The organism is Streptomyces sp. SirexAA-E (assembly GCF_000177195.2).
Taxonomy (GTDB): domain Bacteria; phylum Actinomycetota; class Actinomycetes; order Streptomycetales; family Streptomycetaceae; genus Streptomyces; species Streptomyces flavovirens.
The window spans coordinates 7054582-7069565 of sequence record NC_015953.1 but is presented as its reverse complement, the minus strand read 5'-3'; the positions used below and the strand labels follow the sequence as shown (position 1 = coordinate 7069565).

The window sequence follows — 14984 nt, the reverse complement described above, 5'->3', positions numbered from 1 at the left end:
CGCGCGACGGGACTTCACGGACACGACGCTCAAGAGCCCCGGCCCCGCACGTGACCCGAAAGACCGGTCGGAACATCGGAGAGGACAAGAACATGACGGACACCGACCTCGACGGACGCCGCGTTCTGGCGATCGTCACCAACTACGGCGTCGAGCAGGACGAACTCGTCGTCCCGGTCCGGCACCTGCGGGACGCGGGTGCCACCGTGGACATCGCGGCGGTCTCGACGGACGCGATCCGCACACTCGTCGGCGACAAGGACCCCGGGGAGAGCGTGCAGCCCTCCCTGTCACTGGCGGACGCCGATCCGGACGGCTACGACCTGCTGCTCGTCCCCGGCGGCACCCTCAACGCCGACACACTGCGGCTCCAGGACGACGCCCTGGAGATCGTACGGACCTTCACGTCGTCCGGTCGGCCCGTGGCCGCCATCTGCCACGGCCCGTGGATGCTCGTCGAGACCGGGGCCGCCAAGGGCAAGACCCTCACCTCGTACGCCTCGTTGCGGACGGACATCGAGAACGCCGGCGGCAGCTGGGTGGACCGGCCGGTGGTGGCCGACCGGGCCGGGGACTGGCTGCTGATCACCTCGCGCGACCCCGGCGACCTGGAGGACTTCCTCCGCGAGATCGACAAGGAACTGGCCGGCCTGTCCGGTTCCTGAGAGCGCGTGAAGCCCCCGCCGGTCGGAACCGGCGGGGGCTTCGTCGGCCTCCCGGCGCGTCAGCCGGACTGCTCGTCGGGCACCGGGTGTTCGGGGTGGGCCCCGGCCTGCCGCGCCTCTCCGCGGCCCGCCCCCGACTCGTCCAGGCTCGGCAGCCCTTCCGTAGGGTCGGCCGAGCCGCTGCTGCCGCTGTTCCACGCGCCGTCCTCCGGCGGAGGCAGCACGTCGAGGGGATCCTCACCGCGTTGCACCTGCTGGTCGGGCATGTCCCGGGGCAGGGGCGCTCCGACGCCGTACGTCCCTGCGGCCGCGCTCCTACCGGACCGTCGGTCGGTCATGGCGTGCCTCCTGTCGCCCTGCTTGTCGCCGTCGCCGGTCGCCTACCCGGCTGCGCCCCCGCAAACATGTTCGGCCATGCCCGCTCGAGATGCACGCCGGCCCCCGCGCTGCTTCGCTGGGGCTGTCCGCTCCCCCACGGATCCAGGAGGGATCATGAGCGTTGCAGGTGAGTCCGGCGGCCGCGTCCGGCAGATGCGCGCCAAGGCGCAGGAACTGAAGGAGGCCGCGGAGCGCGCCACCGACCCGGAGCAGCGCCGGCGGCTCCAGGACAAGGCCCGTCGCCTGCGGGAGCAGAGCGAGCAGGAGAGCAGCATGCAGGACCGTGGCATGGACCCCATGGTGTAGCCCGCCCCGCATGCCCCGCACTCTGCCGGTGAGCGCCCCGCGGTCGACGCGTGCGGGATGATCACCGGCAGCAGCACGTCCGCGTCACCGATCCGTACGGAGTCCTACCGCCCATGTCCACCACCGACGATCCGTACGTCCGGGTGCGCGGCGCCCGGGAACACAATCTGCGCGATGTCGACGTCGACATCCCCCGTGACACCCTCACGGTCTTCACGGGCGTCTCCGGCTCGGGGAAGTCCTCGCTCGCGTTCGGGACGGTCTACGCCGAGGCGCAGCGCCGCTACTTCGAGTCGGTCGCCCCCTACGCCCGTCGCCTGATCCACCAGGTGGGGGCGCCGGATGTCGGGGAGATCACCGGTCTGCCGCCCGCCGTGTCCCTGGAGCAGCGCAGGTCGGCGCCGGGCTCACGCTCGTCGGTGGGGACCGTGACCACGCTCTCCAACTCGCTGCGCATGCTCTTCTCGCGTGCCGGCGACTACCCGGCGGGCGCCGGACGGCTGGACTCGGACGCCTTCTCCCCCAATACGGCGGCAGGTGCGTGCCCGGAGTGCCACGGGCTGGGGCGGATCCACCGTACGACCGAGGAACTGCTGGTCCCGGACCCGTCGTTGTCGATCCGGGACGGGGCGATCGCGGCCTGGCCGGGAGCCTGGCAGGGCAAGAACCTGCGCGATGTGCTGGATGCCCTCGGGTACGACGTGGACCGGCCGTGGCGGGAGCTGTCGTCCGCGGACCGGGAGTGGATCCTGTTCACCGACGAGCAGCCGGTGGTGACGGTGCACCCGGTGCGCGAGGCGGGCCGTATCCAACGCCCGTACCAGGGCACGTACATGAGCGCCCGGCGGTACGTGATGCACACCTTCGCCGATTCCCGGAGCCGTGCGCTGCGGGCCAAGGCGGAGTCCTTCCTGACCAGCGAGCCGTGTCCGGTGTGCGGGGGGAGCCGGCTGCGGCCGGAGGCCATGGCGGTCACCTTCGCGGGCCGTACGATCGCCGAGCTGGTCGCGCTGCCGCTGGCGTCCCTGGCGGAACTGCTGCTCGCGTCGGGCGGGGCGAGCGGGACGGCCCGGGTGCTCACCGCCGATCTGCTGGCCCGGATCGAGCCGGTGACGGAGCTCGGCCTCGGCTATCTCAGCCTGGACCGTACGGCGCCGACGCTGTCCTCGGGCGAGCTGCAGCGGCTGCGGCTGGCCACGCAGCTGCGGTCGGGGCTGTTCGGCGTGGTCTATGTGCTGGACGAGCCGTCGGCCGGGCTCCATCCGGCGGACACCGAGTCACTGCTCCTGGTGCTCGGCGGGCTGAAGGAGGCGGGGAACTCGGTGTTCGTGGTGGAGCACCAGCTGGAGGTGATGCGGCGGGCGGACTGGCTGGTGGACGTGGGGCCGCTGGCCGGAGAGCACGGGGGCCGGGTGCTCCACAGCGGGCCCCCGGCGGAGCTCGCGGGGGTGGCGGAGTCCGCGACGCGGCGTTTCCTCTTCGACGAGGAACCGGTGCCGTGGCATCGGCCGCGCACCCCGTCGGGGTGGATCCGGCTGCGCGGAGTGGACCGGCACAACGTGCGCGGGGTGGACGCGGACTTCCCGCTGGGGGTGCTGACGGCGGTCACCGGAGTCTCCGGGTCCGGCAAGTCGACCCTCGTGGGTCAGGTCCTGGCCGGGCTGCTGGCGGACCGTCAGGCACCGGAGACGGCCGACGCGGACCGGGTCCGGGCGGCGCGGGGCTGCGCCTCGGCGGAGGGGCTGGAGGCGGTGGACCGGCTGGTGCAGGTGGACCAGAGGCCCATCGGCCGTACCCCTCGGTCCAACCTGGCCACGTACACCGGGCTGTTCGACGTCGTACGGAAGCTGTTCGCGGCGACGGACACCGCGCGGGCCCGTGGCTACCGGGCCGGGCGGTTCTCGTTCAACGTGGCGGGCGGGCGGTGCGAGACGTGCCAGGGCGAGGGATTCGTCTCCGTGGAGCTGCTCTTCCTGCCCAGCACGTACGCCCCCTGCCCGGACTGCCACGGGGCGCGCTACAACCCGCAGACGCTCGAGGTCACGCTCGACGGCCTGGACATCGCGGAGGTGCTGGGCCTCACGGTCGAGGCGGCGGCCGGGTTCTTCGAGGGCACCCCGGCGGCGGAGCGCCCTCTGCGGACGCTGCTGGACGTGGGGCTGGGGTATCTGCGCCTCGGCCAGCCGGCGACGGAGCTGTCGGGCGGCGAGGCCCAGCGGATCAAGCTGGCCACGGAGCTCCAGCGGGCCCGGCGCGGGCACACCCTGTATCTGCTGGACGAGCCGACGACGGGCCTGCATCCGGCGGACGTCGAGGTGTTGATGCGGCAGTTGCACGGTCTGGTGGACGCGGGTGACACCGTGGTGGTCGTGGAGCACGACATGGCGGTGGTGGCGGGCGCGGACCGTGTGATCGACCTGGGTCCGGGCGGCGGCGACCGGGGTGGCCGGATCGTCGCCACCGGGACGCCCCGGGAGGTGGCACGGGCGGCGGACAGCCGTACGGCCCCGTATCTGGCGAAGGCGCTGCGGACGGACGGCTGATCCGCCCGCTCCCGGAGGAGCGGGCGGATCCGTGGATCAGCGGCGGACCTTGCGGGTGGCCCGCAGCCACTCCTTGTTCATCGCGGCGATCGACGGCAGCGGGATGCCCTTGGGGCAGGCCGTGGCGCACTCACCGGTCAGGGTGCACCCGCCGAAGCCCTCGTCGTCCATGGTGGCGACCATGTCCAGGACCCGGGTCTCTCGCTCCGGCGCGCCCTGCGGCAGGACGTTGAGGTGGTTGACCTTCGCCGAGGTGAAGAGCATCGCGGAGCCGTTGGGGCAGGCCGCGACGCAGGCACCGCAGCCGATGCACTCGGCGTGCTCGAAGGCGAAGTCGGCGTCCGGCTTGGGCACCGGGGTGGCGTGGGCGTCGGGCGCGGTGCCGGTGGGGGCGGAGACGTAACCGCCGGCCTGGATGATCCGGTCGAACGCCGAACGGTCGACGACCAGGTCCTTGACCACCGGGAAGGCGGAGGCGCGCCAGGGTTCGATGTCGATCGTGTCGCCGTCCTGGAAGGACCGCATGTGGAGCTGGCAGGTGGTGGTGCGCTCCGGACCGTGGGCGTCGCCGTTGATGACGAGGCTGCACGCGCCGCAGATGCCTTCGCGGCAGTCGTGGTCGAAGGCGACGGGCTCGTCACCGGCGAGGATGAGCTCCTCGTTGAGTGTGTCGAGCATCTCCAGGAACGACATGTCCTGCGAGATGCGGTCGACTTCGTAGGTGGCCATGGCGCCGGGCGTCTCGGCGTTCTGCTGGCGCCAGACGCGCAGGGTGAGCTTCATGCGTAGCTCCGCTGGGTGGGGTGGACGTACTCGAAGACAAGGTCTTCCTTGTGCAGGACGGGGGCCTCGCCGGTGGCGCTGAACTCCCAGGTGGCGGCGTAGGAGAACTCCTCGTCCCGGCGGGCGGCCTCGCCCTCCGGGGTCTGGGACTCCTCGCGGAAGTGGCCGCCGCAGGATTCCGCGCGGTGCAGGGCGTCGAGGCACATGAGCTCGGCGAGTTCGAGGTAGTCGACGATGCGGTTGGCCTTCTCCAGCGACTGGTTGAGCTGTTCGCCGGTGCCGGGGACCTTGATGCGGCGCCAGAACTCCTCACGGATGACCGGAATACGCTCCAGGGCCTTGCGCAGCCCCTGCTCGGTGCGCGCCATGCCGCAGTACTCCCACATGAGTTCGCCGAGCTCCCGGTGGAAGGAGTCCGGGGTGCGGTCGCCGTCGACGGCGAGCAGCAGGCTGAGCCGGTCCTCGGTCTCGGCGAGCGCCTCGGCGACGGCCGGGTGGTCGGCGTCGAGGTCGTCGGTGTGCGGGTTGCGGGCCAGGTAGTCGTTGATGGTCGACGGGAGGACGAAGTAGCCGTCGGCGAGGCCCTGCATGAGAGCGGAGGCGCCGAGCCGGTTGGCGCCGTGGTCGGAGAAGTTGGCCTCGCCGATGGCGAAGAGGCCGGGGATCGTGGTCTGGAGGTCGTAGTCGACCCAGAGCCCGCCCATGGTGTAGTGCACGGCGGGGTAGATCCGCATCGGGGTCTCGTACGGGTCCTCGGCGGTGATCCGGGCGTACATGTCGAAGAGGTTGCCGTACTTCTCCTCGACCTCGGCCCGGCCCATGCGCTCGATCGCCTCGGCGAAGTCGAGGTAGACGCCCTGGCCGCCGGGGCCGACGCCGCGTCCTTCGTCGCAGACGTTCTTGGCGGCGCGGGAGGCGATGTCGCGGGGCACCAGGTTGCCGAAGGCCGGGTAGATCCGCTCCAGGTAGTAGTCGCGCTCGTCCTCGGGGATCTCGCCGGCGGGGCGGTCGTCGCCCTTGGCCTTGGGGACCCAGATGCGTCCGTCGTTGCGCAGCGACTCGCTCATCAGGGTCAGCTTGGACTGGTGGTCGCCGGTGCGCGGGATGCAGGTGGGGTGGATCTGGGTGAAGCAGGGGTTGGCGAACCAGGCGCCCCGGCGGTGGGCCCGCCAGATCGCGGTGGCGTTGGAGTTCATGGCGTTGGTCGACAGGTAGAAGACGTTGCCGTAGCCGCCGCTGGCGAGGACCACGGCGTCGGCGAAGTAGGTGTCGATCCTGCCCGTGATCAGGTCGCGGGCGACGATGCCGCGGGCCTTGCCGTCGACGACGATCAGGTCGAGCATCTCGGTGCGCGCGTGCATCTCGACGTTGCCCGCGGCGATCTGGCGGGAGAGGGCCTGGTAGGCGCCGAGCAGCAGTTGCTGCCCCGTCTGGCCACGGGCGTAGAAGGTGCGCGAGACCTGGACGCCGCCGAAGGAACGGTTGTCGAGGAGGCCGCCGTACTCGCGGGCGAAGGGGACGCCCTGGGCGACGCACTGGTCGATGATCTCGACGGAGATCTCGGCCAGCCGGTGGACGTTGGACTCACGGGCGCGGAAGTCGCCGCCCTTGACGGTGTCGTAGAAGAGCCGGTGGACGGAGTCGCCGTCGTTGCGGTAGTTCTTCGCCGCGTTGATGCCGCCCTGGGCGGCGACGGAGTGGGCGCGCCGCGGCGAGTCCTGGAAGCAGAACTGGACCACGTGGTAGCCCTGTTCGGCGAGGGTCGCGCCGGCCGATCCGCCGGCCAGCCCGGTGCCGACCACGATGACGGTGTGCTTGCGGCGGTTGGCCGGGTTGACGAGCTTGGCCTCGAAGCGCCGGGTGTTCCAGCGTTCGGCGACCGGTCCCGAGGGCGCCTTGGTGTCGGTGACGGGCTCCCCCGTCGTGTACGTCGTGTAGTCGGCCATGTCAGCTCACCAATCCGGTCATGACGGCGACGGGTACGGAGACGAAGCCCGCCGTCAGCACCGCGGCGAGGAGGTTGGCGAGGGTCTTCAGCACCCGGTCGCGGGTCGCGTTGCCCACGCCGAGCGTCTGCGCGGCGCTCCAGAAGCCGTGCTGGACGTGCAGGCCCATCGCGAGCATCGCGACGATGTAGATGACGTTGCCGTACCAGGTCGAGAAGGTGTCGACCACGTTCTGGTAGGGGTGGCCCTCCTGGAAGCCGCCGCTGTGCACGGTGCCGGTCGTCAGGTCCAGGATGTGCCAGACGATGAACAGGGCGAGGATGACTCCGCCCCAGCGCATGGTCCGGGTGGCGTAGCTGGTCCGGGCCCTCTTGTGGACGTACTTCGTGGGGCGCGCCTTGATGTCGCGGCGGCTGAGCTGGTACGCGGAGACCCCGTGCAGCACGACGGCGGCGACCAGCACCACCCTCACGAGCCACAGCCCCCACGAGTAGTGCAGGACGGGCTCGCCCATGGTGCGCAGCCAGTGGGCGTACCGGTCGAACTCGCCGGGCCCGAAGAAGATCTTCAGGTTGCCCACCATGTGGGCGACCAGGTAACCGAGCATGACGAGGCCGCTCACGGCCATGATCGTCTTCTTGCCGACGGACGAGTCCCAGAGCGTACGCGTCATGGACGGCCGTCGGTCCGTCCGCGTTGCCAATGCCATGGACACGACGCTAGGGCCGAAGGGCATCATCAGTCCAAGACATGAACGGACTCATCTCCATAGGGGCTACCTATGGAGGCGGCTATGCTGGCGGTATGCACTTCCAGCAGCTCGCCTACTTCGTCGCCGTCGCCGAGACCAGGCACTTCACCCGGGCCGCCGAGACCGTGCACGTGTCGCAGCCCTCTCTCTCCCAGCAGATCAAGGCCCTGGAGGGCGAGCTGGGCGCCGAGCTCTTCAGCCGGGCCCGGGGCAACATCACCCTCACCGACGCGGGCGAGGCACTGCTGCCGCTGGCCCGCCGGATCCTGGCGGACGCGGACACCGCCCGGCACGAGGTACAGGAACTGGTGCAACTGCGCCGGGGGCGGATCAGGCTCGGCGCCACTCCGAGCGTGTGCACCGGGCTGCTGCCCGACGTCCTGCGCGCCTTCCACGACCTGCACCCCGGGGTCCAGCTCCTGATCGAGGAGGGCGGCTCCCACGACCTGGTACGGCAGTTGGCCCGGGGCGTGCTCGACCTCGCGCTGCTGGTGCTGCCGCTGCCCGCGGCCTCCCCGGTGCTGACGACGGTGGAACTGCTCCAGGAGGACCTGGTGGTCCTCTCGTCGACGGCGCGGCCGGCCCCCGGGGCGGAGGGCACCGTGCGGATCGCCGATCTGCAGGACGAGCCGATGGTGATGTTCCGGCACGGCTACGACCTGCGGGAGCTGACGGTGGCCGCCTGCCGTGCGCAGGGATTCGAACCGCAGTTCACGGTGGAGGGCGGCGAGATGGACGCCGTACTCGGCTTCGTACGGGCGGGTCTGGGGATCGCGGTGATGCCCAGGATGGTCGCCGCCCGGGCGGGCCAGGACCTGCGGGTCACGCCGCTGGCACCGCCCGGGCTGCGGCGCACCATCGCCCTGGCGCACCGCAGCGACGTGGCGCCGCCCCGGGCGGCGCGTGAGCTGCAGAGGCTGCTCCTGGCCCACCGGCCGGACGTCCCCGTCACCGGCGGCGAAGGGGAGCGGGCCGACGGCTGAGGGCCCGTCGGCCGGGGACCTCAGACGGCGTCGGCCAGCAGCAGCGAGTGGATCCGGTCCGGAGCCCCGGGCCGTGCGTAGTACCACCCCTGGGCCGTGTCGCAGCCGATCTGCCTCAGCTGCTCGGCCTGGGCCCCGGTCTCCACGCCCTCGACCGTGACCGCGAGGTCGAGGCTGTGGGCGAGCGAGACGATGCCCTCGACGATCTTCAGGTCGACGGGGTCAACCGGGTGCTGCTGCATCCCCTGCGTGAAGGAACGATCCAGCTTGAGCACGCTCACCGGCAGCCTGCGCAGATTGGCCAGGTTCGAGTAGCCGGTCCCGAAGTCGTCGAGCGCGATGTCCACGCCCATCTCCGCCAGTTGCCGCAGCGGCTTGAGCAGGTCGTCGTCGGCACCGATCAGCGCGGACTCGGTGACCTCCAGGCAGAGGGCGCCGGGCTCCAGCCCCGAGCGCTCCAGCACGTCGACGGTCTCGGCGACCAGCCTGGGGTGGTGCAGCTGGGTCGGCGAGAGGTTGACGTTGATCCGCAACGGGCCGCCGTCGGTGTGCCGTTCCTGCCAGAAGTTGGCCTGGCGTACCGATTCCTCCAGCACCCAGCGGCCGAGCGGCACGATCAGACCGGTGTGCTCGGCGAGCGGGATGAACCGGTCGGGGCCGAGCACACCGTGCTGCGGATGGCACCAGCGCACCAGCGCCTCGGCACCGTGCACGCTGCCGTCGCCGAGGTGGACCAGCGGCTGGTACTCGATGAAGAACTCACCGCGGTCCAGCGCCGTCGGCAGGGCGGTGGTCAGCCCGTGCCGGGTGATGGCCCGGGCATCGGCCTCCGCGTCGGCGAGCGCGAAGCGGTTGCCGCCCGCCGCCTTCGCCCGGTACATCGTGATGTCGGCGCTGCGCAGCACCTCGGCCGCCGTACGTTCGCCCGAGGGCCCTTCGACGACGCCGATGGATCCGCGTACGGTCAGCTCCCGGCCGTCGAGGCGGATGGGGGTGGCGAGCGCGGACAGGATGCGTCCGGCCAGTTCGTGGACCTCCTCCTGGGTGCGTTGCCCCGTGGTCAGGGCCACGAACTCGTCCCCGCCGAGCCGGGCGACCATCTCGCCGGGGGCGGTCGCGCAGCTCTGCAGCCGGTCGGCGACCTCGACGAGCAGCCGGTCCCCCGCCGCGTGCCCCAGGCTGTCGTTGATCGCCTTGAAACCGTCGAGGTCGAGGTAGCAGAGCCCGAAGCGCATGCCCTCCCGGTGGGTGAGCGCCTTCTCCAGCCGTTCGAAGAAGAGCGTCCGGTTCGGCAGCCCGGTGAGCGCGTCGTGCGTGGCCTCGTAGCGCAGCCGCAGGTTGAGCAGCCGTCGCTCGGTGGTGTCCTCCATGAGCGCCAGCTGGTACTCCGGACGCCCCTCGGCGTCGCGCAGCAGCGACACCGTGAGGTTGGTCCAGAGCACGGTGCCGTCGTTGCGGTAGTAGGGCTTCTCGACGCTGTAGTGCTCGCGTTCGCCCCGTACGAGCTCGTCGTAGTACTTCCAGACGTGCGGCGAGTCCTCGGGGTGGACCCACTCGTTGACCCGGTGGCTGCGGACGTGGTTCTCCAGGCCGCCGAACATCCGGGTGAGGGTGTCGTTGATCTCCAGGATGTTGCCCTCGAGGTCGGCTATCCCGATCCCGATGGCCGCGTCCTTGAACACCGCGCGGAAGCGCGCCTCGGTGGCGTGCAGGGCCTGCTCGGCCTGCGAGCGGGCGGCGAGGGCCGAACGGGCGATGGCCTCCTGCTCGGCCAGCGTGCGCTCTCTCAGTGCCTGGGTGAATCCGCCGGCGAGGGCGTGCTGGATCCGCGCGCAGCGGGCCCGGCTGTCCTCCGTCGACAGCTCCACCGGCCCGTTGCCGCCGCAGTAGAGCACGAGGTACGAGTCCACCACGCCGAGGGTGGAGCTCAGCGCGTCGGGGTCGGTGCAGTGCGCCTCGACCAGCGCCGCTCCCACCCGTTGGGCGGGCGTCGCGTCGAAGGGCCGAGCGTGGAGGATACCGCTGAGATCCCGGGCCAGCGGCAGCAGGTGCTTCTCGAACTCGGGCCGGGTCATCGACGTCGCCGTGGACGGGAAGATGGCCCGGCTCCAGATGGTGGCGAATCTTCGGAGCCGGCCCTCGGGCCCGTCCGGTTCCGCGTCCGGGGCGCCGGACGCCTGGGCGGGAATGCTCACGCCTTGCGTCCAACCCCGGCGAAGCCCGAGAAGGCGTACGGGTCTTCCTGGGCCCTCACCTCGGGCGACTCCGGACGCCAGTCGGGCATAGAGACCAGCCCGGGCTCGACCATCTCGTAGCCCTCGAAGAAGCGGCTCGTCTCCGCACGCGACCTCATGATCAGCGGGTTGCGGATGGTGCGGTAGACACCGACCGCTCCCCCGGCCTCCTCCTGGGAGCGCGGGATCCCCTCGTACGAGGCGTGGGTCAGGACGAGGAGGCTGCCGGGGGCGAGCGCCTCGCGCAGCTCGGCGACCGCCGCGTAGGGCTCGTCGGCGTCCTCGATGAAGTGCAGGACCGCCACGAGCAGCAGCGCCACCGGCTTGTCCAGGTCGAGGAGGGCGCGGATGTCCGGGTGCTCCAGGATCTCCTTCGGCCGGCGCAGGTCGGCGGCGGCGACCACGGTCCGGTCGTTGCCTTCGAGCACCGCCTGGCTGTGCGCCACCGCGACCGGATCGTGGTCGACGTAGGCGACCCGGGCCTCGGGGTCGGCGGCCTGGGCGACCTCGTGCACGTTGCCGAACGTCGGTATGCCGGAGCCTATGTCCAGGAACTGGGTGACCCCCGAGGCCACCGCGAAGTTCACGGCCCGCCGCATGAAGGCGCGATTGGCCTGCATGGTCTTGGGAAGCCCCGGCAGGAACTCCATGACCTTGCGGGCCGCTTCCCGGTCCACCTCGAAGTTGTGCGAGCCGCCCAGGTAGAAGTCGTACATGCGAGACACGCTCGGCACCGAGATGTCAATGCCCTGCGGTGCCCAGGCGGGACGCTCCATCGATGTCTCCAACAAGTCGCCACGGCGATCCGGCCATGTTCATGGTCAGTGTGGACCAGAGGCTACTGACCGACCGCCAAGAGAGCGAGTGGAAACGGAAATTAGAGATCCGTTATTGGTCACACACCTGTGGCATGTGCATCCGGCCGTCGCTGCGTGTGCACACGGCGCGACGGACCGACACCACGCTACTCATTTCACCTTGCCGCGAAGGCGTCGGCCGGATTCACGCCGAGCGACGCCGCAGGCCATCTCCCCTTGCTGTCAGGGCTGTTGGGAGCCCGTGAACGGGAACCCGGCACTTCCGGCGAACGCCTTGGCGCCCGGCATTTCCGCGGGCCGCAGCGACTAGTTGGTGAAGCGTTAAACCTTTTTCGCGTCGAAGACGATATCTGCGATTTCGGGGTCGCACGGGCCGAAAAGTCCGGCAGCCGCCTCCTGTTCGGCAGCGGCTGGAACCCTCTCCGTTCGACGGGCCGTTTTCCGTTCCGGCCGCACCGCGGGCGAGCGGCGCCCGACCGCGAACCGGCCCACGCCCCGCCACCCCGCCACGGGACACCCGGCACCGACCGCTCGCGCACCTGTTCCAGTCCCTCCGCGAAGCCGTCCCGGCCCCGCAAACACACCTCCCCCGACGTCCCCTCCATCAGGCGAATCGGGGCCCGTCCTGGCGTGTCGCCCACCGCCGGGGAACATGCTCCCCGGCGTGAACGGATCACGCATACGGCGGCTCGCGGCCGTCGCCGCCCTGCTCTGGCTGCTCGCCGCACCGGCGTCCGCCGCCGGCGACGACTGCGCCGTCGCCTCCATCGGGCAGGGGGGCGGGGGGTCCTCCGTCGCCGTGTCGGGCGGAGGGCGGTGCGAGGCGGTCATAGGCGAACCAGAACCCGCCCCGCCGCCTCCTCCCGCACCACCGCCACCACCACCCCCGCCCCCGCCTCCTCCCCCGCCGGCCCCCGAACCGGAACCGCCGGCGCCCGCACCGGCGCCACCCGCACCGCCGCCGCCCCCCTCACCCTCACCCTCGCCGTCGCCGTCGCCGTCGCCCACGGTGCGTCCCGCCCCGCCCACAGCCCGGCCGGTCGCCATCCCCACCTACCGCAAGGCGTCCCGCAAGGCTCCGCGTTCGGGCCCTTCGCTGGTCTCGACCACGCTGCTCATCACCGCGCCCGCCGTGTTCGCCGTGGCCGTTCTGCGGCCCCGCTCGTCCCGCTGACCGCGCCCCGCCACCCGCGAAGGAGACCCATGTCGGAATGGCTCGTTCTGACCATCGCCATGGCCTCGGCCTGTGCCGTGGTCCTGACCATCGCCATCCTCAACAACCGGCGCGTCGGGGAGGACGACGACCCTTCCCAGACGCCCGACGTCATCGAGTACATGACGATGATGATCGGCGTGGTGTACGCCATCGTGCTCGGCCTGGCCATCGCCGGCGTCTGGGAGGGCCGCAGCGCCGCCCAGGAGTCCGTGCGCCTGGAGGCCCAGGCCCTGCACGAGGTGAGCGCGCGCTCCGCTGTCTATCCGGCCGAGGTCCGCGACCGCATCCGCGCCGACGTCGACGCGTACGTGACCTACGTCGTCGACGACGAATGGCGCACGATGACGAAGCACGGCAACCTCACCGACGAGGGCACCCGTCTGCTGGACAAGGTACGGGCCGACGTCACGCAGTACCGGCCGCGCAACGACCACGAAGGGCAGGCCTACCAGCCCCTGGTGGACCAGGTCGCCGCCGCCGACGACGCCCGGGGGGCCCGGGGACAGAACGCGGGCGCGACCATGCCCGGGGTCGTCTGGTTCGGCCTGATCATCGGGGCGCTGGTCACGGTCGGGCTGATCTTCACGCTCCAGATCCGCAGGACCTTCCGCGAACTGCTGCTGGCCGGCCTCTTCAGCGTCCTCATCGCGTTCCTGCTCTTCCTGATCTGGGACTTCGACGCCCCGTTCGGCCGGGCCATCTCGGCGACGACGGCGCCCTTCGTGGACCTCTTCCCGCACGCCACGGGCGGGTAGTCCGCAGGCCGGACGGGTGAGCCGGGCGGGGGACAACGCTGCCCCATTCGCCTGACCCCGATCGCGGGTGGTATGTGGCGCTTCTAGCGTTTCGCGCATCGAGGTGCATGTCCCATTCCCGCGGAACCGTTCCGCGGCTGCTCCTCGGGGACCCGGAGGATTCACCATGCGCGCGATACGTGTCGCACCCGTCGCCCTGCTGGGCGCAGCTCTGTGCGCCCTGATGGCACCGGCCGCGTCGGCCACCGTGCTCACCGGCGGCACGTCCACCTCGTTCACGCCGACCATCACTCCGTCGGCGGTCGCGCCGGGGGGCCAGGTCACCCTCGGCGCCGTGGGGTGCACCAGTGACGCCACCGCGTTCTCGGGTGTGTTCGACACCATCACCATCCCCCGGGGCAGGTCGGCCACTGTCAGCATCGACCGGGACGCCCGCCGGGGCGCCTCCTACGCGGTGACGTTCCGCTGCGGAACCAGTACGAAGACCGCGAACCTCTCCATCACGGGCGGCGCCACCAGCACGCCCACGACGGCACCCACCACCAGTTCCACCGTCGCCCCCAACGGTGTCCAGGGCGGCCTCGGCGGCAGCGTGGACACGATGGACCCCACCCGGATCGCGGCCGGATCCGCGCTGGTGACCGTAGCGGCCGCCGGCGCCTTCTACGCGTTGCGCAGGCGGCGTACCGCGCACCGGCACTGACCGCCGGACACCTCCCCGCACACGACAGTCGCCCCGGGTCCTGACACAGGACTCGGGGCGACGGGCGTATCGGGCCGGGCGGGAGGTTCGACGCCTCAGGCCGCCGCATTGCTCATCCGGCGCCGGACGACGAGGACGGCACCGCCGAGGGCCGCCGCGGCCACGAGACCGCCACCCACCTGCGTCTCGGTGGAGCTGGGACCCATGGAGCCGCCGAGACCGCCCTGCGCGCCCCGGCTGGGGAGCACGGTGAAGCGTGCGGTCGCGACCGGGTCGTTCCCGTTCCCTCCCTGGTTGCCGCGGTCACCGCCGTTCCCACGGTCACCCGCGTTGCCGCCGTTCCCCCCGTTTCCGCCATTGCCACCGTTGCCGCCGCCGTAGTGGTTGTCGCTCTCGTTGCACTTCACGGACAGGCTGTACTGGCCGGGCGTGGCGTTGTCCCGGATGTGGGCGGTGGCGTAGCCGACCCGGCCCGGCGAGAGGTTCACCGTCGGGAACGCGTTCGACCAGACCTTGCCGCCGGAACGGCCGCAGCCCTCGGCGCTGACCTGCAGGGTGGCGCCCTGGTGGACGCGGGACGGGTTGACGGTGACGTTGGTCGGAGCGTTGACGGGTTCGGTGCCCGGGCCACCGCCCGCGGCGGCCAACGGGGCAGCGAGCCCGACCGCCGCGAATGCGGTCGCGGTCACCGCGAGAGCGCGTGAAGCACGCATCTTTGAACCTCCTGCGGGAAGCGCCCCGGAGTCCTGTCCTCCGGGATCGATCGATGAGGACGCATCCCATGACGAACCATCACCACATGCGCCATATGCTGCATGTCGGCGCTGGTCCAGCCCGGTGAGCCGACACGCCGCAGGACGCCTTTCGGAGCTGACGGAGCCGCAGGTCACGATCCGTCAGAAT

Annotated in this window: 14 protein-coding genes; 7 read left to right on the top strand and 7 right to left on the bottom strand. The window is 71.4% G+C overall.

The window, feature by feature from the left end; genetic code table 11:
• The first annotated feature begins 92 nt into the window (after nt 1–92).
• The gene (locus tag SACTE_RS30855; RefSeq protein ID WP_014049942.1) at nt 93–665 is read left to right on the top strand and encodes a type 1 glutamine amidotransferase domain-containing protein; all 573 of its coding nucleotides are present in this window, start codon (nt 93–95) and stop codon (nt 663–665) included.
• 59 nt (nt 666–724) lie between these two features.
• Here the strand turns inward: SACTE_RS30855 and SACTE_RS30850 are convergent, their stop codons facing one another.
• Nucleotides 725–1003 carry a hypothetical protein gene (locus SACTE_RS30850; RefSeq protein ID WP_014049941.1) on the bottom strand — a complete coding sequence of 93 codons (279 nt, stop codon included), beginning with the start codon at nt 1001–1003 and terminating at the stop codon, nt 725–727.
• Nucleotides 1004–1157: 154 nt separating this feature from the next.
• Between SACTE_RS30850 and SACTE_RS30845 the strand changes: the two genes are divergently transcribed.
• Together SACTE_RS30845 and SACTE_RS30840 are read left to right on the top strand one after the other, a co-directional pair.
• Nucleotides 1158–1349 (top strand): DUF6381 family protein, encoded by a 192-nt coding sequence (locus SACTE_RS30845; protein WP_014049940.1) that lies wholly within the window; start codon nt 1158–1160, stop codon nt 1347–1349.
• A 113-nt stretch (nt 1350–1462) separates the two neighbouring features.
• Nucleotides 1463–3892 carry an excinuclease ABC subunit UvrA gene (locus tag SACTE_RS30840; RefSeq protein ID WP_014049939.1) on the top strand — a complete coding sequence of 810 codons (2430 nt, stop codon included), beginning with the start codon at nt 1463–1465 and terminating at the stop codon, nt 3890–3892.
• A 36-nt stretch (nt 3893–3928) separates the two neighbouring features.
• On the opposite strand, the gene SACTE_RS30835 is transcribed toward SACTE_RS30840, so the two are convergent.
• From SACTE_RS30835 to SACTE_RS30825, 3 genes are read right to left on the bottom strand one after another with little or no spacing between them, the layout of a single operon-like run.
• Nucleotides 3929–4675 carry a succinate dehydrogenase/fumarate reductase iron-sulfur subunit gene (locus SACTE_RS30835; RefSeq protein ID WP_014049938.1) on the bottom strand — a complete coding sequence of 249 codons (747 nt, stop codon included), beginning with the start codon at nt 4673–4675 and terminating at the stop codon, nt 3929–3931.
• A complete protein-coding gene (locus tag SACTE_RS30830) occupies nt 4672–6621 on the bottom strand; it encodes a fumarate reductase/succinate dehydrogenase flavoprotein subunit (RefSeq protein WP_014049937.1) in 1950 nt (649 codons plus the stop codon). Before SACTE_RS30830 ends, SACTE_RS30835 begins: the two co-directional genes overlap by 4 nt.
• Nucleotide 6622: 1 nt before the next feature.
• Nucleotides 6623–7330 (bottom strand): succinate dehydrogenase, encoded by a 708-nt coding sequence (locus SACTE_RS30825; protein ID WP_078492673.1) that lies wholly within the window; start codon nt 7328–7330, stop codon nt 6623–6625.
• A 95-nt stretch (nt 7331–7425) separates the two neighbouring features.
• Between SACTE_RS30825 and SACTE_RS30820 the strand changes: the two genes are divergently transcribed.
• Nucleotides 7426–8355 (top strand): LysR substrate-binding domain-containing protein, encoded by a 930-nt coding sequence (locus SACTE_RS30820; protein ID WP_019993235.1) that lies wholly within the window; start codon nt 7426–7428, stop codon nt 8353–8355.
• 20 nt (nt 8356–8375) lie between these two features.
• Here the strand turns inward: SACTE_RS30820 and SACTE_RS30815 are convergent, their stop codons facing one another.
• Together SACTE_RS30815 and SACTE_RS30810 are read right to left on the bottom strand one after the other, a co-directional pair.
• Nucleotides 8376–10550 carry an EAL domain-containing protein gene (locus SACTE_RS30815; protein WP_014049934.1) on the bottom strand — a complete coding sequence of 725 codons (2175 nt, stop codon included), beginning with the start codon at nt 10548–10550 and terminating at the stop codon, nt 8376–8378.
• Nucleotides 10547–11365 (bottom strand): SAM-dependent methyltransferase, encoded by an 819-nt coding sequence (locus tag SACTE_RS30810; RefSeq protein WP_014049933.1) that lies wholly within the window; start codon nt 11363–11365, stop codon nt 10547–10549. The genes SACTE_RS30815 and SACTE_RS30810 overlap by 4 nt, the downstream gene beginning before the upstream one ends.
• A gap of 706 nt (nt 11366–12071) precedes the next feature.
• On the opposite strand from SACTE_RS30810, the gene SACTE_RS34465 reads away from it, so the two are divergent.
• The 3 genes from SACTE_RS34465 to SACTE_RS30795 all read left to right on the top strand — a co-directional run bounded on the left by SACTE_RS34465 (nt 12072) and on the right by SACTE_RS30795 (nt 14081).
• Nucleotides 12072–12581: a hypothetical protein gene (locus SACTE_RS34465; RefSeq protein ID WP_162097914.1), complete on the top strand. Its 510-nt coding sequence runs from the start codon at nt 12072–12074 to the stop codon at nt 12579–12581.
• A 29-nt stretch (nt 12582–12610) separates the two neighbouring features.
• Nucleotides 12611–13378: a DUF4239 domain-containing protein gene (locus SACTE_RS30800; RefSeq protein ID WP_014049931.1), complete on the top strand. Its 768-nt coding sequence runs from the start codon at nt 12611–12613 to the stop codon at nt 13376–13378.
• A 166-nt stretch (nt 13379–13544) separates the two neighbouring features.
• Nucleotides 13545–14081, top strand: a complete 537-nt coding sequence (locus SACTE_RS30795) for a hypothetical protein (RefSeq protein WP_014049930.1) — start codon at nt 13545–13547, stop codon at nt 14079–14081.
• A 95-nt stretch (nt 14082–14176) separates the two neighbouring features.
• Here the strand turns inward: SACTE_RS30795 and SACTE_RS30790 are convergent, their stop codons facing one another.
• Nucleotides 14177–14794: a hypothetical protein gene (locus SACTE_RS30790; protein ID WP_014049929.1), complete on the bottom strand. Its 618-nt coding sequence runs from the start codon at nt 14792–14794 to the stop codon at nt 14177–14179.
• Nucleotides 14795–14984 lie beyond the last annotated feature (190 nt).